This window comes from Acinetobacter sp. WY4 (assembly GCF_018438165.1).
Lineage (GTDB): Bacteria > Pseudomonadota > Gammaproteobacteria > Pseudomonadales > Moraxellaceae > Acinetobacter.
Genome location: NZ_CP053947.1, coordinates 2,910,169 through 2,931,464 on the forward strand (window position 1 = coordinate 2,910,169; position 21,296 = coordinate 2,931,464).

The following is a 21,296-nucleotide window of genomic DNA, read 5'->3' on the forward strand; positions in this document are numbered from 1 at the left end:
AAAAATCAGAAACGGTAACCGATTTTCATACCATATGCGATTGCAGTGTTATCGGTGAACTCTCCTACAACATTAGGGCCTGCTTTAGCATCAGCATCACCTAACCACATATAGCGAACACCTGCTTGAATAAAGTAATTTTCGGCTGGGCTATATTGTCCACCTAAACCTACACCCCAGTAACCTTCGGTTGGTCCTAGTGTTGTTACAGGATTACCTGCACCTGAGTCATAACTTACTAAAGCAGAGCCAGACCATTTATCGCTAAATTTACGGCCAACACCAACATTTGCAGACCATTGATCATCTGAGTAGTCAATCAAATTACTGCCTGAGCGTAATTTTAATAAATTAGGTGTTACTGCAAATTGACTCCAATTTACCCAGCGTACGTTAGCAAAGGCTAAAGTATTTGCTGCAATACCTGTTTGAAGATCTAAATTTACAGATTGAGGTGTTGTAGCTGTAACATCTGGTGAAAGAGGCGATGCAATAGTGCCAAATCCAAAGCTCTCTGTTGAATTTGCCTCATGATCGATTTCTGAACGATAAGTAATAGCTGCTTTTAAAGCAATTTCAGGGATTTGATAAGCGAAACCAGCAAGCCAGCCCCAAGCTTCTTCTTCATCAACTTTAATATCATAGCCCGAATTTCCATAAGCTGCACCTCGTAATGCAATTTTAGCTTCTACAGTTTGCCAAACAGGTCCAGCATAAAAATTCCAGTTTTCAGTCGGTTGATAACCGATTAAAGCTGTAAGGTTATTAGTTTTTACTTCTACCTGAGTGCTTTCTCGTTGAGTACTAAGAGGATTTACTTGTGAAAAACTTACATTATTTGTTGGATAAATTGAATCGGCACCATAAGGTTGATCATAAATCAGACCTAAAGATATTTTATCAGTTGCTTGAACTTTAATAGCAGCAGATGGAAAGTAGTAGTCTTCTGCCATGTCGCTGATAGATTCATTACCTAGTTGAGGAATAGATTTTCCAGATACGCTAGGATCAATCACAGTAACACCTGCTTCAGCATAATTACCCGGCTGTAAAAAAGCAGAAATAGATTGACCAGAACGGTCTAGGCCAGCTGCTTGAACTGCAGAAAGAGGTAAAGTGCTAAGTAAAATAGCAGAATAAATTTTATTGAGCTTCATGGTACGTTCCCTGATGCCATCTGTAACAAAAATGTGCTGGAAAAGTAACATAATTTTAAAAAGAGTAAATACTCAGCTCTGTTGAAGAAATGAACTAAGGCGGTTAAATAAAAGGGTTGCTTAGAGTATTTATACTATATTTTTATATTAACTAAATGATAAATAAGAAAATAAAAATAAAAGATAAATTTTAAAAAATTAATATTTGGAGCAGGATTAATTGCTTGTAAAACAAGCAAATGATATGCAAGTGTATAAAATTAGAGTTAAAAAATAAAAACCACTCGAAAGTGGTTTTTATTTAATCAGAGCTTAGAAGCGATAGCCCATTTTTAAGCCGTAACCTAAAGCATGGTTATCTTCAAATTGTGCTACAGAGTTTCCTGTACCAAACATTGATGCAGGTTGAGCTTTAACATCACCTAACCAGAAGTACTTCACACCACCAGCGATAAAGTAGTTTGCAGCAGGTGAGAATTGCAGACCTAGGCCAACATTCCAGTAACCTTCAGTTGGACCTAAAGTTGAAACAGGGTTGCCTGCACCTGAATCCCAACCTACAGAGACATTACCTGCCCATTTTTCATTAAATTTACGGCCTACACCTACAGTAGCTGACCATTGATCATCTGTATAACCCACTAAGTCAAAACCATTTGGATTATCTGGGGTTAAGCCTGCGGCACCTAAAGCTTCTGAAACTGTACCAAACTGTTCAGGACGAATTGAAAAATCTTCCCAGTTTACCCAGCGCACATTAGCAAAAGCGACTGTGTCAGCCATGATACCAGTTTGGAAATCAAGGTTTACAGATTGTGGAGTTGTAATTTTAGTAGTAGTGTTTTCGTTATATACCGCACCTGGCCCAGGAACTAAACCAGTTAAAACTAAGCTTGTACCATATTCATTCGTTGCTGCTTCATGATCAATTTCAGAACGATACGTTAAAGATGCTTTTAATGCGATTTCAGGAATTTGGTAAGCTAAACCTGCAATCCAGCCTACTGCAGAATCTTCTTTCATATCTGCATTATATTGGCCTAATGCAATAGTAGAACCGTATGCGGTACCACGTAATTGAACATTCCCTTTAATGGTCTGGTATACTGCACCACCATATAGGTTCCAGTTTTCAGTTGGTTGGAAACCTAATAGGAACGTTAAATTTTCGGTTGTAACTTCTACTTCAGTTGCTTCTTGGCCGTTATGGAATAAGCCTTGTCCAGCAAATAATGCAGCTGGAAGACCCAAACCTGCTAATGCTGGGTTTGCTCCAGCATCACCAACTGAATAGGCCGCATCAGCACCAAAAGGTTGATCATATAAAAGACCCACTGATAAATTATCAGCTACTTGAAACTTTAATGCTGCACTTGGGAAGTAATAATCTTCGCCCATGTCTGATAGAGAGGTATTCTCAAGACCAGCTAATGCTGCAGGAATAGCAGGGTTAGGAGTATAGCCTGCATTAGCTTTACCAGATACAGATGGATCTAATACAGAAATACCAGCCTCAAAGTAATTACCTGGTTGTAAAAACGCTGCGATAGATTGACCTGAGCGATCTAAAGCTGCTGCAAATGCACCCGTCATTGGTACAGTTGCGAGAATCATTGCAGTAGTTAATGTTTTTAATTTCATTTACGTCTTTCCTTGAGGTACAAATTTATATCTAGCGTTGTTGTTTGCACTTATTAAATTCTTGGAGATTTCGGGTATTTATCCGCAATCATTTGTTACTCCATGTGACAAAAATAGCACAATTAAAATAAGAGTAAATGCTCTAGAAAAAACTAATTAGTCTAAAAAAGCATCAAAATAGAGTTTTTACACCAAAAAATAGCCTCATTTTGAAATAAGTATTTGAAAGTAAAAGAAATAAAATAATGAAGAAAAAATGATTTTTTGTATAAAAAATATTCTAAAAATATGAAGATTAACGCTAATTTTTTGAAGTATAGATCACATTTTGAAAGGATGGTGCGCCCTGCGGGACTCGAACCCACGTCGGTCGCTTAGGAGGCAACTGCTCTATCCAGTTAAGCTAAGGGCGCGAAAAGAAGGCTATTGTACTGTAAAAAATACAAAAAAAAGTTATTGCCGAAGCAATAACTTTTAAGGACTCATAGCTACAGGAGTTGTCTAGGTATTTTTAGGCTTAAGTAACTTAAACAGACCGAACATGACCACAATCCAAAGCGGGATCATCAAAATAGATTCCTGGAATCCTTGCGTCCACATGATGTAAAGAATCGTAAGAATAAAACCAAGAACCAGAATATTGCCCGCCGGAGACCACAGCGCAGGGAAGGAAGTCTTTTGTCCTAGCTTTTTCATGCTCTGAATGAACTTGAGATGGGTCAGGGTAATCATGGCCCAGTTCAATACCAATGCACCGACTACGATGTAAATCAGATGACTTAGGGCATCTTCAGGCACGAAGTAGTTGAGTAGCACACAGCCAAAAATCAGCGCGGCAGAGAACAATACAGCAGGAATTGGCGTACCTTGCTTATTCACTTTCATGAAGACTTTAGGTGCATTTCCTTGTTGAGCCAGACCATAGAGCATACGGCTGTTGGCATACATACCACTGTTATACACAGATAGTGCTGCTGTCAGAATAATAAAGTTCAGCAAATGCGCTGCCCAGCCAATTCCCAATTGGCTGAAAATCATCACGAACGGACTTTTGTCCAGACCACCAAGCTCAAGCTGATTCCAAGGCACGAGTGACAACAGAATCGTCAAGGCACCCACATAGAAAATCAGAATACGGAAAACCACCTGATTAATGGCTTTCGGAATGGTTTTTTCCGGATTTTCAGCTTCTGCAGCCGCCATGCCGATCAGTTCAATACCACCGAAGGCAAACATCAGGAAGGCCAGCATATAGAACAGACCTTCAAAACCATTCGGGAAGAAACCGCCCGCGGTCCAGAGGTTGCTAAAAGATGCGCCTGAAGAAGCATCAGCAGTCAGAATCAGATACAAGCCAAAGACAATCATCGAGATGACCGCAGTCACTTTAATGATAGAAAGCCAGAATTCTGATTCACCGTAGAATTTCACATTGCCGAGGTTGACCAGTGTAATCACGATAAAGAAAAACAGTACCGATGCCCAGGCTGGAATATGCGGCCACCAGTAGTTGATATATTTCGCCACCGCAGTAAGTTCGGTCATGGCCACCAGGATATACAGAATCCAGTAGTTCCAACCCGCAAGGAAACCGGGGAATTTGCCCCAGTATTTATAAGCAAAATGGCTGAATGAACCTGCGACAGGTTCATGAACAATCATCTCACCCAATTGACGCATGATTAAAAATGCAATCAGGCCCCCAATGGCATAGCCTAAAATAATAGAAGGACCCGCAGATTGGATCACCTGTGCGGAACCTAAGAATAAGCCTGTGCCAATTGCACCGCCCATGGCGATCAACTGAATATGACGGTTCTTTAAGCCACGCTGAAGTTGTGAAGACTCGTTATTCAAAGTGTTCAGCCCGACAATGGAAAATGATAAGTGGCTGATTGTAATTGATCAGACTAAAGAAGCCTAGTCCATCCTAAGAATGAAATATTTTTGGAGGAATGATAAAAATTATTCATATAAATAACTGAAATAAAATATAAATGAATCAATATATTAATTTTATTGAAACTGTTACTGATGAGTTCTCTATTTTCTTGGATAAAATACAAATGCCGTTTTTTTATACTAAGGTCTGGCAGCCAAGCAGTTCTGCTTTCAACATACTATACTTTGAATATAAATATTGAATAACCCGTACGAAAACAAAGACAAGTCAAAGGATGAAATAATTCATGAGTTTTGCCGCCCAAATCAAGATTCCTGCCACCTATATGCGTGGAGGCACCAGTAAAGGTGTTTTCTTTAAGCTGGATGACCTGCCTATAGCAGCACAACAGCCGGGCCGGATTCGTGATCAGCTTTTGCTGCGCGTGATTGGTAGTCCAGACCCTTATGGGAAGCAGATTGATGGTATGGGTGGTGCCAGTTCCAGTACTAGTAAAACGGTCATTCTGTCAAAAAGCCTGCACGCTGATCATGATGTCGATTATTTATTTGGTCAGGTGTCAATTGACCGTCCTTTTGTAGACTGGAGCGGTAACTGCGGCAATCTGACCGCGGCAGTGGGAGCATTTGCCATTTCCAATGGTCTGGTCGATGCCGAACGTATTCCTGAAAATGGGTTGTGCACAGTACGCATCTGGCAGGCCAATATTCAGAAAACCATTATTGCACATGTGCCGATGCAGAATGGACAGGTGCAGGAGCTGGGTGATTTCGAACTGGATGGCGTAACCTTTCCTGCGGCCGAAGTGCAGATCGAGTTTCTGGATCCAGCTGATGATGATGCTGAAGGCGGTTCGATGTTTCCAACAGGTAATCTGGTCGATACATTGGAAGTCCCCAATATTGGCAGCTTCGAAGTGACTATGATTAATGCCGGCATTCCGACGGTATTTTTAAATGCGGGAGATCTCGGTTATAAGGGTACCGAGCTTCAGGATCATATCAATAATGACGTGGCAGCCCTGACAAAATTCGAAACGATTCGCGCCTATGCGGCGAAGCACATGGGACTAATTCAGGATATTGCCGAAGCCGTAACCCGACAACACACTCCAAAAATTGCCTTTGTTGCACCACCGAGTAGCTATACCTCTTCAAGTGGCAAGACCGTCACTGAATCGGATACCGATATTCTGGTTCGGGCCTTGTCTATGGGTAAACTCCATCATGCCATGATGGGCACGGCTGCGGTGGCTATTGGTACAGCAGCTGCCATTCCCGGAACATTGGTGAATCGGGTCGCAGGTGGGGTAGAGCGTGAAGCGGTGCGTTTCGGTCATCCTTCCGGGACTTTGAGAGTGGGTGCACAAGCAAGTTTTGAAAATGGTGAGTGGAAAGTGACGAAAGCGATTATGAGCCGTAGTGCCCGCGTGTTGATGGAAGGCTGGGTGCGCGTACCAGAAGATGTTCTCGTTTAAATGCCGTGCATACATTTAGCTTGAATAAAACCACCGGTTCTGCGGTGGTTTTTTATGGTTTAAAATCTCTGCCTTGCTTATTGGGTGTTGAATAGTAAATTTCAGCAGAACAATTCAATTTATGGCTGAAAATTCAAGGCATTTCTAGGTACAATGCCTGAATCAGCGTACAGGCATTTATTCGCTTGTCATTTTATTTTTCTGGACTACGTATTCGAGGCGAATGTGTCATCTATCACTGACGTATCAACCCATGCACTCACACAAGCACAACATCGCATTCAACAGGATTTATTGACCGCTCTGGAAGCCTTTGCTATTCCGGAACCTTTAAGGTCGGCAGTCCATCATGCTGTGATGCTTGGCGGTAAACGAGTACGTCCAGCACTATGCTATGCCACCGCCGCATTAAAACCCAACCAGAATAGCGCTGCAGTGCGCCGTGCAGCGGTTGCGATCGAGTTTATTCACTGCTATTCACTGGCCCATGATGATCTGCCGTGTATGGACAATGATTTGCTACGTCGTGGCCAGCCGACCTGCCATGTAGCTTATGGGGAAGATACAGCGTTGCTGGCAGGTGATATCCTGCAGTCTATGGCTTTTGAAACTTTGAGCAGTCGTCTGTTTGATCAGGGGCCAGCGGTAGAAGCTTCCATTGTACTGAAGCAGATGCAGATTCTGGCAACCGCTTCTTCGAAAATGGTGAATGGTCAGGTTTTAGATTTACAGTCTGAAGGCAAGAAAATCGATCAGCAAGCACTGGAAACCATCCATCGCAATAAAACCGGTGCTTTGATTAGCGCTGCGATCATGATGGCGGCGGTGACAATCTTTGAAGGCACCGATCTGGCCATTCCTAAATTACGTGAGTTTGGACAGGCGATTGGTCTGGCCTTCCAAGTACAGGATGATATTCTGGATATTATTTCCGATACAGAAGTGTTGGGGAAAACTGCAGGTAAAGATGAACAGGTAGAAAAATCGACCTATCCGGCATTGATGGGTCTGGAGCAGGCCAAAGCCTATGCCCAGCAATTACATGATCAGGCGATCAATGCCTTGAACCATTTTGAAGGTCAGGCGGAAGAGTTGATGCAAATTACCCAGTTCCTGCTCACGCGCAAAAGCTGATTGAAAAATTATTTTTCTAAAAAAGTTTAAAGAAACCGCATAAAAAAAGAGGACTTGAAGTCCTCTTTTTAGTTGATACAGAATTATTTGCTTTCGTTATACAGGCGTTCAGCTTCTTCAAAACGGTCGGTAATTTCTGCTGTTGGTGCTTTACCCATCAGGCTCACCACCACAATCGCCAGCATTGAACAGATAAAGCCAGGAACGATTTCATACAGGCCAGTGTCAGCAAACAGGTTCTTCCAGAAAATAACTACGACTGCACCCACGATCATACCGGCCAAAGCACCATTCAAAGTCATGCGTTTCCAGAACAATGACAGGATAATCAGCGGGCCAAAAGCGGCACCAAAACCTGCCCAGGCATAAGCCACCAGACCAAGTACTTTGGATTCAGGATTGCCCGCCATCCAGATTGCCAGCAAGGCAATCAGCAGTACCATCAAACGGCCCACCCAGACCAGTTCTTTTTGCGAGGCATTTTTACGCAGGAAAGATTTATAGAAGTCTTCTGTCAAGGTGCTTGAACAGACCAATAACTGACAGCTTAAAGTACTCATTACTGCGGCAAGAATCGCCGCCAGAACTACACCTGCAATCCATGGGTTAAACAGGATTTTGGTCAGTTCCATAAATACGGTTTCAGGATTGGCATTCACCACGCTTGCCAGTTCTGGATGCTGCTGGAAATAAGCAATACCGAAGAAGCCGGCTGCGACTGCACCGCCCAGACACAGAATCATCCAGGTCATGCCAATACGACGTGCATTTGGAATGGATTTGACTGAATCTGCAGCCATGAAGCGCACCAGAATATGCGGCTGGCCAAAGTAACCCAGACCCCAAGCCAAGAGCGAGATAATCGCAACAAGACTGAGATCACCCAGAATATTCATTGCTTGAGGACGAGCAGCCTCCAGTGCCAAAGTCACCTGGGACATATCCGAGAACGCCATTAACGTTACGATTGGTGTCAGCAACAGGGCAAAGATCATCAGCCCCGCCTGAATGGTATCGGTCCAGCTCACAGCCAGGAAGCCACCAATAAACACATAACTGATGGTGGCAATGGCACTGATCCAGAGCGCGGTGCTATAAGACATGTCAAACATGCTTTCGAACAGACGCGCACCTGCGACCATGCCCGAAGCACAGTAAATCGCAAAGAAAATCAGAATCACGAAAGCCGAAACAATACGCAGGATTTTCTTCTGGTCGTTAAAACGATTCGAGAAATAATCCGGCAGGGTCAGGGCATTGTGCTGAACTTCGGTATGCACCCGCAGACGGCCAGCAACCAGCAACCAGTTGAGCCAGGCACCAATAATCAGACCGATGGCAATCCACATTTCAGACAGGCCGGAAAGATAAATCGCACCGGGCAGACCCATCAGGAGCCAGCCACTCATGTCGGAAGCCCCTGCAGAAAGTGCAGTGACAAAACTCCCTAAACGTCGGCCCCCTAAGATGTAATCGGAAAAGTTGCTTGTCGCGCGATAAGCCATCAGGCCAATCACCACCATTGCGACAATATAGAAAAGAAAAGTAATTAAGGTTGGATTTAGGGAGCTCATACGGTATCCATTTTTAAGTTGGACAGTAGATCGAAACAAGGAATAAGATAGTTGCGAAAAGCTTTAATCCGAAAGCCAGGCAACATCAAATCCAGTAGATTTCAAAAATAAACGCGAAATTTAACCATAAATTCACAATTTTTGCTGAGATTTTCTTGTGCGAATAAAAATAGGCAACCCTCAGGCTGCCTATATATAAAGTGAAAAGATCAATTAGTTAGGGCGACCCATAACACCACGGATCGTATTTAACACATCGGCTGGAAGTACTACCGTCTTGGCATTTGGCGATTTGGCCATATCCTGCATGGCTTTAATATACTGTTCACCGAGTAAATAGGCGACCGGAATTTCATTATCACCAATGGCGGAAGTCACCATGTCAATTGCACGTTGTGAAGACTCAGCCAGTACCACTTGTGCTTCGGCATCACGACGTGAGGCTTCCAGACGGCCATCTGCTTCCAGAATTGCAGCCTGTTTTTCACCATCAGCTTTGGTGACGGTTGCACGACGCTGACGTTCAGCAGCGGCCTGTTCTTCCATCGCTGTTTGCATAGTGATTGAAGGTTTAATATCCTGAATTTCTACAGTTTTTAAGGTAATACCCCAGTCCGAGATATCATCGGAAATACTGGATTTCAAGCGTGCCTTGATATGGTCACGTGAAGATAGCGCATCATCCAGATCCATTTCACCGACAATTGAACGTAGTGAGGTTTGAACCAGGTTCTGAATCGCCCAGGAATAGTTTTCAATCCCGTACACGGCTTTTTCTGGTGTGGTCAGGTTGATATAGGCCACGGCATTCATCAGCAGAACCGCGTTATCACGGGTAATCACTTCCTGTGAGGGAATATCCAGAACGATATCTTTGGTCGTGACTTTATAGGCGACTTCATCCACATAAGGAATGACAAAATTCAGACCCGGATTTAGCGTGGTGTGGTATTTACCCAGACGCTGTACGATCCATTTGTAGCCTTGCGGCACAATCCGCACACCTTTAAAAATGGTAATCGCAACAAAGGCCAGAAACGCGATAACAATGATAGAACCACCAGACATAGCTTATTCACCTTATTGATTTTGATAATTCGTGCTGTGGGGTTGTACGACCAGATCATTACCCAGAATATCCACGACGCGAACGCGGTCTCCGACCTGAACTGGGTCCAGAGTTCGGCATTCCCATTCATCCGAACCTAAAACTGGCATCGGAAAGCGCACCCGGATTTGCCCATGATCCAGATTAGTCTGAATCACCATGCCCACCTGACCAATGGTCGCTTCACGCGATAGACCGGCTTTGGTCTTATCAATGGAAAGTGGCTTGATAAACTTAAACCAGAGCAGCGTACACAGAATAGAAAGTACGATCCAGGTCAGGAGCTGGGTCGTCAGTCCCATCATCGGGAACATCCAGTACAGGACGCCAACCATGATGGCACCGATCCCGAACCACAGGGCAGCAAATGCGGGCAGTAGTAATTCCGATAGAATCAGAAGGATGCCTAATACAAACCAGTGCCAAGGTTCAAGAACTAATTCCATATCGTGACCTATATCGCTAAGTATTTAATTAATCATCATCTTTATATGATTGATCTTCAATGTAGCAGATGCGGCCGCAGATGAATATAAAAAATTCATGCATCAAAATTTTGCCGGACGTGGCGGTTTAAATGCCGCGGGAGACTGCTTGAAGTTGCTAATGGCTTTTTCAATAGTACGGATTTTCAGCTGAGCAGCCTTTTCACCTTCCAGAATGGTCGCATTACTGGCTTTCAGGTCTAAAGTACCAATATGGCCGACTTTGGGCTGGATCACCACATTGGCCTGACTCAGTTCCTCATGAATGCTTTGCTGTCCCATAATATTCAGGGTCTGATCTAGTACGCCCCACATATTTAGAGCCTTATTACCATCCGGACGGGCAGAAATATCCACGGCAATCACAATGTCTGCTCCCATATCTTTGGCGGTCTTGACCGGAATCGGACTGACCAGACCGCCATCGACATATTTGCTTCCACCAATCACTGCAGGCACAAACACATTCGGAATACTGCAGGACGCTCGGACCGCCTGTCCGGCATTGCCTTTAATAAAGTCAGCTTTACGGCCATTGTCCAGACGAGTGGCAACAGCAGCAAAGCGAATCGGGAATTGTTCAATTGGTTTGTTCGCCACATTCTTATTGACGAAATCCTGCAATTTTTGTCCGGCAATAATCCCTTGCCGGTTCAAGGTTAAATCGCGGATATCAGATTCTTTAAAATTCAGGGCAATCTGCTGTAACTGATAAGGCGATTTGCCACTGGCATATAGGCTACCGACAAAACTACCGGCACTGGTACCGGTGACGATTTTCGGTTTGATGCCGTGTGATTCGAGCACTTTAATGACGCCAATATGGGCAAAACCTTTGGCACCGCCGCCACCGAGGGCAATGGCGACGACAGGTTCACGGGCTTTTAATGGCGTGGCAGGCGTAGGTGTTTTAGTGGCTTTGTCACAGGCTGCAAGACTGAAACCAAGGCAGCCAATTAAGGCATAACGGGCTAATTTCATTATAAAAACTGGTGATTAAATCAACAAAATTCAGGCTATCACATCAAAAAAAGGCGTATTTGCCTAGTCTTTTTTCAAAAGCTTTTGTAACGGCTTGGCCACCCAGTCCGGATTTTTGGCCGAGAATTTACCTTCGTAATGCTGATAAATCTGTTCCAGGTCGTATTCATAATCACCGGTCAGATGGTACACGCCCAGGATATGAATGGTCTTGATATCATAATCAAAGGAAAACATCACAATCGGCAAATGAGCTGCCTTGGCAATATGATAAAAACCGCTGCGAATTTTTTCTGGTGCCTTACGTGAACCTTCCGGTGCCATACCGACCCAGATCTGTTCTGATTTTTCAATAATCTCGACAATCTGTCGGGTATGACCTTGTGGACTATCTCGGACGACAGGAACGACGCCAATCCATTCCAGTACCGGTTTTAGCGGTGTACGAAACAGGCTGTCTTTACCAAAAATCGTAATCTGAATACCGAGACCAAGCAAGGCATTAAAACCCAGCCATGCATCAATATTGGAGGTGTGCGGAGAAATAATCGCGACTGCTTTAGGTAAGTCTGGAAATTCACCTTCCAGACGCCAGCCTTGGCCCAAAAAAAGCTGCCTGAAAAAATTCCGGCTCAGCTTGCTGCCGCGGGATGGCACATGCGGCGGGAGTTGGGGGAAACGTGTCTGGGCCATTGCTTATGTCTCTTCCTGAAACTAATTTTTCTTTATTTTTTATTATATTAGACTGTTGTAAAATCCGGATCATTGGCAAAATGTATAGCATCTTAAATGCTGGTGATGCATTTTCACCTTAAGGACTTGGCCTAAATATGCGGAATACCTATATTTTACTGTTTTCGCTATATTGGGCACAGGGGCTTCCGGTCGGATTTATGACGCATGCCTTACCGGTCATTTTTCGGGCTGAAGGGGTATCGCTGGCGCATATCGGGGGCTTTGGCCTGTTAATGCTGCCTTGGTCGATCAAAATATTCTGGGCGCCTTTAGTCGATCGGCATGGATCGAGCGCCCAAGGTCATTACCGTAGCTGGATTATTCCCTTGCAATGGCTGTCAGTTGCTGTATTGATTGGGCTCTCATTTCTACCGATTCAGGCCTTGAATCAGCCGCTGTATTTACTGCTGTTTTTTATCACGCTTTTGTTGATGAATGGCATTGGCGCGACGCAGGATATTGCGACCGATGCATTGGCGGTGAACATTCTGAATCATGAGCAACAGCATTGGGGCAATACCTTTCAGGTGATTGGTTCACGTCTAGGATTCATTGTCGGAGGTGGAGCAATATTATGGTTGCTCGATCTGTTGCAATGGCAAGCTACCTTTCTATTATTGGCGGCTCTGGTCTTTCTTAATACTTTACCCATTTTCTTTTTTAAAGAACCTCAGCATTCAAAAATTATCACGCCAGCTGATAAAGGACCTGCACTCAGCAATATAAAAACCTATTTTCAATACTTCTGGTCGGATTCAACCTTGGCTGTCTGGTTACTGGTTTTATTGACCTTTAAAATCGCCGATGGTTTATCCGGGCCTTTATTAAAACCTTTAATGGTAGATCTCGGACTGAGCTTTAGCCAGATTGGCCTTTATGTCACCATGCTGGGAGCATTGGCTGCCTTGATTGGGGCAGGACTGGCTGGTTGGTGTCTGAAATACTGGTCGCGAAGCCGGAGTTTACTGATTTTTTCTGTTCTGAAAATCATGACTTTAATGGCTTATGCATGGCTGGCTGCCCAGTATGAAACCCAAAAAAAAGTAGAAAACTGGATGATATATCTGATTAATGCAGCCGAAGACATGATCTCAGCCATGCTTTTGGTGGTCATGTTGACCTTGGTCATGCAATACAGTCGCAAGCATCTGGCTGGTACTGATTTCACCTTTCAGGTGGCACTGATGGCTACGGTGAGTGGGGGACTTTATAGTCTGAGTGGTATTTTGGGAGATGCTTTAGGCTATCAAAATTATCTGAATCTCATCGTGATCGTGGCAATTATCTGTTTAATTCCAATTTTCCGATGGATGAAAGTTGCAGAAAAAGTATAAAATTTCCAAATAATCAACTATTTGGTTAAATGTTAGCCTAAAGTACTAAATAGAATATATAAATATTAATTTAATAATTTTGTAACATAAGCGCCGTGTGTATTATTTGTTACAAAATAAATTAAGGATTTTTTTGATGAAAACTAAGTTAGCAACAGCAATTGCATTCAGCCTTTTGGCGGGGACAACTTTTGCAGCACCAACTTTTTATGGTGAGATTGATGCATCAGTAGATTACTTACCTGAAGATAATGCTTCACCTGTGTCTGATCGTGACGTTATTGAATTGAATACTAATAATTCATTCTTGGGTTTAAAAGGTGAGGAGAAACTTACTGACCGTTTAAGTGGGCTTTATCAAGCTGAATTTACATTCTATGTAGACAATGGTGGAAGTACAGATACATTTGTACCGCGTAATCTTTTAGTTGGTCTTAAAGATGAAAAGTTGGGTACAGTAAAGCTGGGTAAAATCGATACGCCTGTAAAACAGCTTTCTTCAGTAGTTGATACTTTTAATAACTATGTTGCAAATAAAGCAGACATGGCAGGTATCTTTACCGGTGAAAACCGTATCGATAATGTTGTAGTTTATGAAGCTCCTGGCTTTGCAGTCGGTGAAGGTAAACTAAAAGCAACTGCACTATTAGCTACAGGTGAAGCCGGTGGTATTAGCTCGTCTAAAGGCGGTTCTAAAGTTGCAGGTCGTGGCTTGGGTGATGCATGGTCAGCATCTGTAGTATATGACAGCAAAGCGGTTGTTTTAGGTCTTGGTTATGACAAAGCAATCCCATCAAACTTTGCAGGTGTAGGTATTTTAAACACACGACAAGGTGAAATTAACCAGCTATATACAGATGGTGATGCAAAAGCTATTTTCGCAGCAGCAAATACCATTCGTGCAATTGGCCGTGTAAATTTGGATGGTGGTTTAGCACTTAAAGCACTTTATCAAACATCAGAAGTTGAAAATGTAGCAGGAAACGCTGCTGGAGCAGCTAATATTGACGATGCCCAAGGTTGGTTAATTGGTGCTGAATACACTCTTCCAAATGCTCAAGCTTGGACAGTAAAAGGTCAATATAGCCAGAATACTACAGAGTTGAAAGTAGGCAGCGATTTCGAAGCACAACAATTTATTCTTGGTGCTGATTATGCATTCTCTAAACAAGTAAAAGCATACGGTTATGCAGGTCTTTTAACACTTGAACAAGGTCCATTAGAGACTAAACAACCAGTTGTTGGTACAGGCTTAGAATACAAATTCTAATTTAGACTTTGTAAGCTAAGAAAAGGCGGTGCTTTGGCATCGCTTTTTTATGCTCAAAACAACAAAACTTAGCAATTTTATGTCTGATCTAACAAGTTTCGGGCTGTTAACATGATTGAAAGTTTCAGCATTTCGTTTTGAAAATTATGCCTATTCAAGCTGTTTTATTTGACCTCGACAATACCTTGACCCATCGTGATCTGACTGCACAGGCCTATAGCCGTTATCTGGCAGAATATTATGCGCCAGCATTGGCACAGGTCGAGCCTGACAAAATTATCGAGATTGTAAGGCGCATCGATAATGGTGGTTATCCTAAAAAAGAATTGCTGACCCATGGTGGTATCGGGGCTTCGGCTGCTTATGCATTATTGCAGGAACTACACTGGTTAAATCCTCCTAGCATAGAAGAACTAGCCCAGTTCTGGTTTAGCCAGTTTGGCCGTTTCGCCGTAGAAATGCCGGCAGCAGAGCAAGTATTAACGCAGCTGAAAGATGAGGGTTATCAGCTAGCCATTGTTTCCAATGGCGGACATGACACCCGTTTGAATACGATTCGGGGTTTGGGTATTGAACCTTATTTTGATGAGATCATCAGTTCGGGACTAGTGGGTTTTAACAAACCACAGCCGGAAATATTCCAGATCACAGCAGAGCGTCTAGGCGTGCAACCTACACAGTGCCTATATATTGGCGACCATCCAATTAATGATGTACAAGGAGCTACAGAGGCCGGAATGCATGCATTATGGATGCAAGGCTTTCATGCAGATGCTGAACATATCCAATATAAAATTCAGCAACTGCCGGAAATTTTTGCGCATTTGCAGTTACTGAATCAGGCTTAAGTTATTCTTAAACAGTCAATCGTTTCGGCCCATTGCGCAGAATCACAGCGCGGACATTGCTGATCGGCGTGCGTAAGGGTTTGCACCTGCCCACAGTAAATACAGGCATATAATTGCCCCGCCTTAACCTGTTGCACTATAGAACAGCTTTTAGGAAAAAGTGGCAGCCCAGGCCGAACCTCATCCGATTTGAAAAACAGGATACTGAACTTACCGTCAGTTTCCAGTAAACCGGTGCGTACCTGACCGAGATGTTCTACACCTTGCTGGCGCATTTCGGCAAAGAATTCATCATGTGACATTTTACCTTTTTTAATTTCTTCAACGACCAGCACGCCATCTTCTACGATATAAATCGGTTTACCTTCCAGTAGGTCTTCAAACCATTGATATTTCATCATGAGCCAGGTGGTCAGGCGGTACATGATAATAATCACCGACATCACCAGAACTGCCTGAATCAGGGGAATATCTTCGGTAAACATCGGGTCACCGGCAATCGAACCCAAGCTCAAAATGATAGCGACTTCGAAGATGGAAAGCTGACGTACCCCGCGTTTTCCGGTCAGACGCAGAAACAGGATAATCATCGTGTACATCAGGGCACAACGCAGCAAAATTTCTGCGGTAAACTCCCAAGTGGTGTCATTTATAAATATGGTCGCCCAGTCCATTTAAATTCTTTATCCTTACTTTGCTCTTTGGCTCGAGTCTAGCAATATCAGTATTTTATTTGCTGCTGTGTTTATGTAAGTTTATGAATAAAGATAGATTCTATTTAAAAAAGAAGCTTGAGCTTAAAAATACAGCTATTTAATTTATTCAAAATAAGATAGAGATTTCATGTAAATAACGCACAAAAAATCAGCAGATTAAATTTGAAGAAGATCACATTCTTTGCTGTCTATTTTTAAATCTATAAAATTATTATCCATTTGAAATCTATCAATATAAATTCTGAATAATGTGTTTTGAATACCTGGGAGTGTTTAGAAATTTGTAAGCAAATCACTTCATTTCTATAAACATCTGTAGTTTGTGGCCTGAAAAATAGAGTGATTACACCAGGTTAATAAATTGTTTTTAAAATAGAAATTTGATTTTGATTTCCAACAAGGGATGTATTGTGAAAAAAATATTCACGCTTTTAACGGTTATGGGTTTAAGTACAGCGGTCTGGGCAGATGCGGATTGGGATTATACTCAGCCTGAACAATGGTCGACTTTGAGCCAGAAATATTCGGCCTGTAATGGTCTGAACCAGTCGCCAATCAATATTGAGCGAACAGTGAAAGCAGAACTGGAACCGCTCAAGTTCAGCTATAACACCATGATTCATGCGATCGAAAATAAAGGTCATACTGTTCAGGTGGATTTTGCGCAAGGTGGTGAATTGCAGCTGGATGGCGATACCTTTGTACTGAAGCAGTTTCATTTGCACAGCCCGAGTGAAAACCTGATTAAAGGCAAAAGCTATCCACTGGAAATTCATTTTGTCCATGCCAATGCCAAAGGTGAGCTGGCTGTCGTGGGGATGATGTTCGAGCAGGGACAGGAAAGCCAGATGCTCAAACGCATGTGGAAGCGTTTACCGAAAAAGCAGGGCGAGAAAGTGGTTTTGAAAACGCCACAAGCTGTGAATCAGATGTTGCCTAAGAATCTGGATTATTATCGTTTTAGCGGCTCGCTGACCACACCTCCGTGTTCAGAAGGGGTACGCTGGCTGATTCTGAAAGATATTCAGCAGGCCTCTGCGCAACAGATTTCGGAATTTGCAAAACTGATGGGACACCCAAATAACCGTCCGGTCCAGTCCTTGAATGGCCGTGTAGTGCTGGAATAATCAATATGAGAGTGAAAAAGCAGACTTTGGTCTGCTTTTTTTAATTCTGATACAAATTTCGAAAGGGCACACTGAAAAGGACTTTGTGACGAAAGCTGAAAGATTTAAGATAGATATTATTTATTCTTTGACCTTCTCCTGCCATGCTCTTTGACTTGAAAACCATGATTCAGCCATTCACAGCACTTTCGCCACAGCAGAAGAAGCTGGATCATCTGATTGATAAAATCGAGCAACAGAAACAGGAATTACAACAATGGCAACAGGCTGAAGAAGAGCTGCAGCAATATACCCATAAAACCTTCATGCCGGTCTACCATGAATTGCATGGCGTACTGTTCAAGCAGCTGGAACAGCTCTGGAAGCACCTGCAGGAAACTACATTTTCCAAGGCAGAACTGGTGGTGCTGGATGAAAAGATTCAGTACCTTGCAAATTATCTAAAAGACTCTCAGGCAATGTCAGCGCAACAAGCTCATAAAGTGAATGAAATCTTCACTTACTATCAGCAACGTGCCGAACATGCCCAATTCAGAAAAAGCCAAAAGAAAATAAATGAACTGGAAACATTCTTTAAAAATGAAAATCCCTCAGATCTTGCAGATGCAGAAGTATTTGAAGAATGGGAATCAGATCATTTTCAGCAGGCACGTGAGCAAGCCAGATTAAAACGCCAGCAGGAAAAACAGGAGCAGGCAACAGCGATGGCAGAGCAGTCATTGAAAACCGTTTATTTAAAAATTGCTGCCATCATTCACCCTGACCGTGAAGTGAATGATGTCAAAAAAATCAAGAAAACTGAATTATTGCAACGTGCCAATGAGGCTTATGCAGAACAAGACCTGTTTACGTTACTGAAAATGCAACTGCAGATCGAGCAAGATCAGGATATTTCACAAAAAGGTTTAAGTGCGGAGCAACTAAGATTCTATCAATTGGCTTTGGATGCACAAAGCCGGAAATTACAAGAACAGATCGATACCTTGATCCATAGATTGGTCTGGTCATCGAAAACCAGAATTGCCGTGAAAAAGGCGAAAGGGAAAGTTCAAATTGCTGACCTGTATAAGCAGATTGATGAAGATACTTCAGCCATTAAACAGCAGATTAAAGTCGAAAAAGAACGCTTGATGTATATCAAAAAGGTGAGCGGCTTGGAGATGTTTTTAAGGCATGGGATTTAATGAAGTAAAAAGTTTTTTACTCTCTAAACCAACGGTCTTAGGTATTCGTTATGTTAAAATAATGAGTTGAATAGCATTTGTATTGAAACAAAGTAATGAGCATTTTAGATTTAAGCTTATATCAAGAAACTGGAAATTTATCCCCACAACAAAAGAAGTTTAATCGTCTGATTTTAAAAATTGAGAAACTTCAAGCATCTTTGTTAGAGTGGCAACAAGCACAACAAAAAGTACAGCAGGATGCAAGTGCAGAACTATTGCCATTATATAGCAAATGGCATCAAGTTTTATTTAGTCAATTAGAAGTACTTTGGCAATATAAACAATCGCATAAATTTGCTAAAACCCATTTACAGCGTTTAGATGAAAAAATTTCGATTTTAGCGAGTCTGCTCTTAGATAATCCTAATCTGTCTGAACAGCAACATGAATTGGCGATAGTCATTGCTAAATATTATAACCTTTTAGAAGAGAGCTCTAATTTTCAGACGGTTACATCGCAAGCAGAGAATTATTCTCATCCAGAGCATGATGCTGATGAAATGATGCAGAAACAAGTGATGAAGGGAATTCTTGCAGATCAATTAGGTGTGTCTGAAGACTGGATTGACTTTGATTTTGATCTCGAAAATCTTGAAGAATTTATGCAAAAAGTAAAAGCCAAATTTGATCGAGAAGAAGCCGATTTTATTCAAAATCAACTGAATGATCGTGAGCGTGAAGAATATCAAAAGTTTGCCGAAAAAGAGAAAAAGAAAATTTTAAAGAAGCAAATGCAACTTGAAGATGCAAAAAAAATGGCAGGGCAGTCATTAAAAAGTATCTATTTAAAAATTGCCTCAGTGATCCATCCTGACCGTGAGCGAGATGAGCAAAAACGCATTGAAAAAACTGAATTATTACAGCAAGCCAATACGGCGCTAGAGGAAAAAGATTTACTAGCTCTATTAAAGTTACGTGCTTATACAGAGCAAGGTGATCAAAAACAAGCAGTTAAAATCGCAAATGAACATTTAAAATCTTATAATCTATTGTTAGAAGAGCAAATTGAGCAATTGCAGTTTGAGGTAGATAATATTATTTACTCATTTGATTGGGAGAGTTCAGGTTTCTATAAACAGACCTTTAAACCTGTGGATTTGGCTAAAAAATACCAACGTGATTTGAACGAAATTCAAAAAAAAATATTACGAGATGAACAGTGTTTAAATGATTATAAGGATTTTGATTATTTTAAAATTTTACTTAAAAATAGGGCATTTAGCTGGTCATTTGACTCATTCTAAACTTAATTTTTTTAACCAAAGCATCATAAAGCTATGATGCTCTTTTAAAATAACAATGAAAATAGATCCTCAATTATTAGAATTCGCCAAATCCATGCGCCACACCGCCACCGATGCAGAACATCTGATATGGCAACTGCTACGTGCCAAGCGTTTTATGAGTCTTAAATTCCGTCGTCAGCATGTGATTAAATCCTATATCGTAGATTTTTACTGTCATGAAATTGGTTTAGTGATTGAGTTGGATGGTAGTCAGCATGGAACTGATTATTTTCAAACAGAAAAAAATTATGGGTTCATGTATGAAATTGATTTATACCTTAAGTGGGCTTTGTTGCACAAAGATTTGAAATGTAAAGCGCCCCTAATTGAGCTAAATTTAAGGCGTAACTTGGGTAAGTGGTCGACCTAATTCCGTAAATCTGTTAAGGACTGCTACACGTGCATGGATCTCATTCACTTGGCTATCAAAACTCCTTGCACTGAGTTTATCTCCTAATAATTTGATGCAATGCATCTTAGTTTCAACCAAACTTCGCCGATGATAGCCTGACCATTTTTTCCATAGTGTCCTGCCTAAACGTTTAATTGTTCGAAGTAATTCATTTCGCTCTAGGGAGCTACTCTTTGTATCTTTCCATGGTTTCGCATTTTTTCTAGGTGGAATCACCGCATGCCCTTGCCGATCTGCAATGACCTGACGGCATTGCTTGGTGTCATAAGCTCTATCGGTATAAACAGAGTCAATCTGCTCATCTTGTGGAATCTGATTAAGTAAATCACCAAGCACCTGTGAATCACTGACATTATTGGTTGTAAGCTGAACTGCTCGTATTTGTAGGGTTTTAGCATCTATACCAATATGAAGTTTACGCCATTGGCGACGATATTCAGGTCCATGTTTCTTGCGCTTCCATTCGCCCTCACCTAGAAACTTCATGCCTGTAGAGTCCATGAGTAGATGCAGCCCATCGCTACTTTTTTGGTAGCTGATTACAATATCAATATGCTTTTGTCTTCTACAAAGCGTGGTGTAATCTGGAGCTATCCAATTTAATCCGCAAAGTTTAATCAGACTTTGCACAAAGCCAGTAACCATACGTAAAGACAGACGGAATAAGGATTTAATCATTAAGCAGCATTGGATGGCTGCGTCGGAGTAGGTTTGATTTCGCCCTTGTTTGCCTTTTGATGGCGCATACCATTGCGTAGCAGGATCAAACCAAAGGGCAATATTTCCGCGACTCATGAGTGCTCGGTTATATGCGGGCCAATTGGTTGTGCGGTAGATTTTGTGTGTAGGCTTCTTCATTTGAAAATTATATCGCTAAAAAAG

19 protein-coding genes and 1 tRNA gene are annotated in these 21,296 nt (G+C 42.1%); 9 read left to right on the plus strand and 11 right to left on the minus strand.

From position 1 onward, the window contains the following. Positions 1–5: 5 nt before the first annotated feature. The 4 genes from G4D73_RS13565 to G4D73_RS13580 form a co-directional block, all read right to left on the minus strand. Positions 6–1,157, minus strand: coding sequence for an OmpP1/FadL family transporter (locus G4D73_RS13565; protein WP_213686981.1), 1,152 nt, complete (start codon positions 1,155–1,157; stop codon positions 6–8). A 312-nt stretch (positions 1,158–1,469) separates the two neighbouring features. Further along, complete coding sequence (locus G4D73_RS13570; RefSeq protein WP_213686982.1) at positions 1,470–2,798, minus strand: OmpP1/FadL family transporter; 1,329 nt, start codon at positions 2,796–2,798, stop codon at positions 1,470–1,472. A 337-nt stretch (positions 2,799–3,135) separates the two neighbouring features. After that, positions 3,136–3,211, minus strand: a tRNA-Arg gene (locus tag G4D73_RS13575). Between the two features lie 88 nt (positions 3,212–3,299). Further along, on the minus strand, positions 3,300–4,655 hold the full coding sequence (locus G4D73_RS13580) for an amino acid permease (protein ID WP_213686983.1): 1,356 nt from the start codon (positions 4,653–4,655) through the stop codon (positions 3,300–3,302). 332 nt (positions 4,656–4,987) lie between these two features. Between G4D73_RS13580 and prpF the strand changes: the two genes are divergently transcribed. Both prpF and G4D73_RS13590 read left to right on the plus strand, forming a co-directional pair. Next, on the plus strand, positions 4,988–6,178 hold the full coding sequence (gene prpF / locus G4D73_RS13585; protein ID WP_213686984.1) for a 2-methylaconitate cis-trans isomerase PrpF: 1,191 nt from the start codon (positions 4,988–4,990) through the stop codon (positions 6,176–6,178). A gap of 225 nt (positions 6,179–6,403) precedes the next feature. Further along, positions 6,404–7,312 (plus strand): polyprenyl synthetase family protein, encoded by a 909-nt coding sequence (locus tag G4D73_RS13590; RefSeq protein WP_213686985.1) that lies wholly within the window; start codon positions 6,404–6,406, stop codon positions 7,310–7,312. Positions 7,313–7,395: 83 nt separating this feature from the next. On the opposite strand, the gene putP is transcribed toward G4D73_RS13590, so the two are convergent. From putP to G4D73_RS13615, 5 genes are all read right to left on the minus strand, one after another. Next, positions 7,396–8,886, minus strand: coding sequence for a sodium/proline symporter PutP (gene putP / locus G4D73_RS13595; RefSeq protein WP_213686986.1), 1,491 nt, complete (start codon positions 8,884–8,886; stop codon positions 7,396–7,398). A 213-nt stretch (positions 8,887–9,099) separates the two neighbouring features. Further along, positions 9,100–9,954, minus strand: a complete 855-nt coding sequence (locus G4D73_RS13600; RefSeq protein ID WP_004279377.1) for an SPFH domain-containing protein — start codon at positions 9,952–9,954, stop codon at positions 9,100–9,102. Positions 9,955–9,966: 12 nt separating this feature from the next. After that, positions 9,967–10,440 carry an NfeD family protein gene (locus G4D73_RS13605; protein ID WP_005247004.1) on the minus strand — a complete coding sequence of 158 codons (474 nt, stop codon included), beginning with the start codon at positions 10,438–10,440 and terminating at the stop codon, positions 9,967–9,969. Positions 10,441–10,542: 102 nt separating this feature from the next. After that, positions 10,543–11,460: a patatin-like phospholipase family protein gene (locus G4D73_RS13610; RefSeq protein WP_005104687.1), complete on the minus strand. Its 918-nt coding sequence runs from the start codon at positions 11,458–11,460 to the stop codon at positions 10,543–10,545. A gap of 63 nt (positions 11,461–11,523) precedes the next feature. After that, positions 11,524–12,153: a 1-acyl-sn-glycerol-3-phosphate acyltransferase gene (locus G4D73_RS13615; protein WP_213686987.1), complete on the minus strand. Its 630-nt coding sequence runs from the start codon at positions 12,151–12,153 to the stop codon at positions 11,524–11,526. A gap of 137 nt (positions 12,154–12,290) precedes the next feature. On the opposite strand from G4D73_RS13615, the gene G4D73_RS13620 reads away from it, so the two are divergent. From G4D73_RS13620 to G4D73_RS13630, 3 genes are all read left to right on the plus strand, one after another. Next, positions 12,291–13,529, plus strand: a complete 1,239-nt coding sequence (locus G4D73_RS13620; protein ID WP_213686988.1) for an MFS transporter — start codon at positions 12,291–12,293, stop codon at positions 13,527–13,529. A 136-nt stretch (positions 13,530–13,665) separates the two neighbouring features. After that, on the plus strand, positions 13,666–14,799 hold the full coding sequence (locus G4D73_RS13625) for a porin (RefSeq protein WP_129716548.1): 1,134 nt from the start codon (positions 13,666–13,668) through the stop codon (positions 14,797–14,799). 146 nt (positions 14,800–14,945) lie between these two features. After that, positions 14,946–15,647 carry an HAD family hydrolase gene (locus tag G4D73_RS13630; protein WP_005104682.1) on the plus strand — a complete coding sequence of 234 codons (702 nt, stop codon included), beginning with the start codon at positions 14,946–14,948 and terminating at the stop codon, positions 15,645–15,647. Here the strand turns inward: G4D73_RS13630 and G4D73_RS13635 are convergent. Next, positions 15,644–16,321 carry a DUF421 domain-containing protein gene (locus tag G4D73_RS13635; RefSeq protein ID WP_005104681.1) on the minus strand — a complete coding sequence of 226 codons (678 nt, stop codon included), beginning with the start codon at positions 16,319–16,321 and terminating at the stop codon, positions 15,644–15,646. The two genes, G4D73_RS13630 and G4D73_RS13635, sit on opposite strands and share 4 nt — an antisense overlap. A gap of 482 nt (positions 16,322–16,803) precedes the next feature. Between G4D73_RS13635 and G4D73_RS13640 the strand changes: the two genes are divergently transcribed. From G4D73_RS13640 to G4D73_RS13655, 4 genes are all read left to right on the plus strand, one after another. After that, on the plus strand, positions 16,804–17,490 hold the full coding sequence (locus G4D73_RS13640; RefSeq protein WP_213687761.1) for a carbonic anhydrase: 687 nt from the start codon (positions 16,804–16,806) through the stop codon (positions 17,488–17,490). A gap of 143 nt (positions 17,491–17,633) precedes the next feature. Next, positions 17,634–18,674: a molecular chaperone DnaJ gene (locus G4D73_RS13645; RefSeq protein ID WP_213686989.1), complete on the plus strand. Its 1,041-nt coding sequence runs from the start codon at positions 17,634–17,636 to the stop codon at positions 18,672–18,674. Positions 18,675–18,769: 95 nt separating this feature from the next. Then, positions 18,770–19,960 carry a hypothetical protein gene (locus G4D73_RS13650; protein ID WP_004279387.1) on the plus strand — a complete coding sequence of 397 codons (1,191 nt, stop codon included), beginning with the start codon at positions 18,770–18,772 and terminating at the stop codon, positions 19,958–19,960. A 55-nt stretch (positions 19,961–20,015) separates the two neighbouring features. Next, positions 20,016–20,372: an endonuclease domain-containing protein gene (locus G4D73_RS13655; RefSeq protein WP_213686990.1), complete on the plus strand. Its 357-nt coding sequence runs from the start codon at positions 20,016–20,018 to the stop codon at positions 20,370–20,372. Here the strand turns inward: G4D73_RS13655 and G4D73_RS13660 are convergent. Further along, on the minus strand, positions 20,340–21,272 hold the full coding sequence (locus G4D73_RS13660) for an IS5 family transposase (protein WP_213686991.1): 933 nt from the start codon (positions 21,270–21,272) through the stop codon (positions 20,340–20,342). The two genes, G4D73_RS13655 and G4D73_RS13660, sit on opposite strands and share 33 nt — an antisense overlap. Between the last annotated feature and the right edge of the window lie 24 nt (positions 21,273–21,296).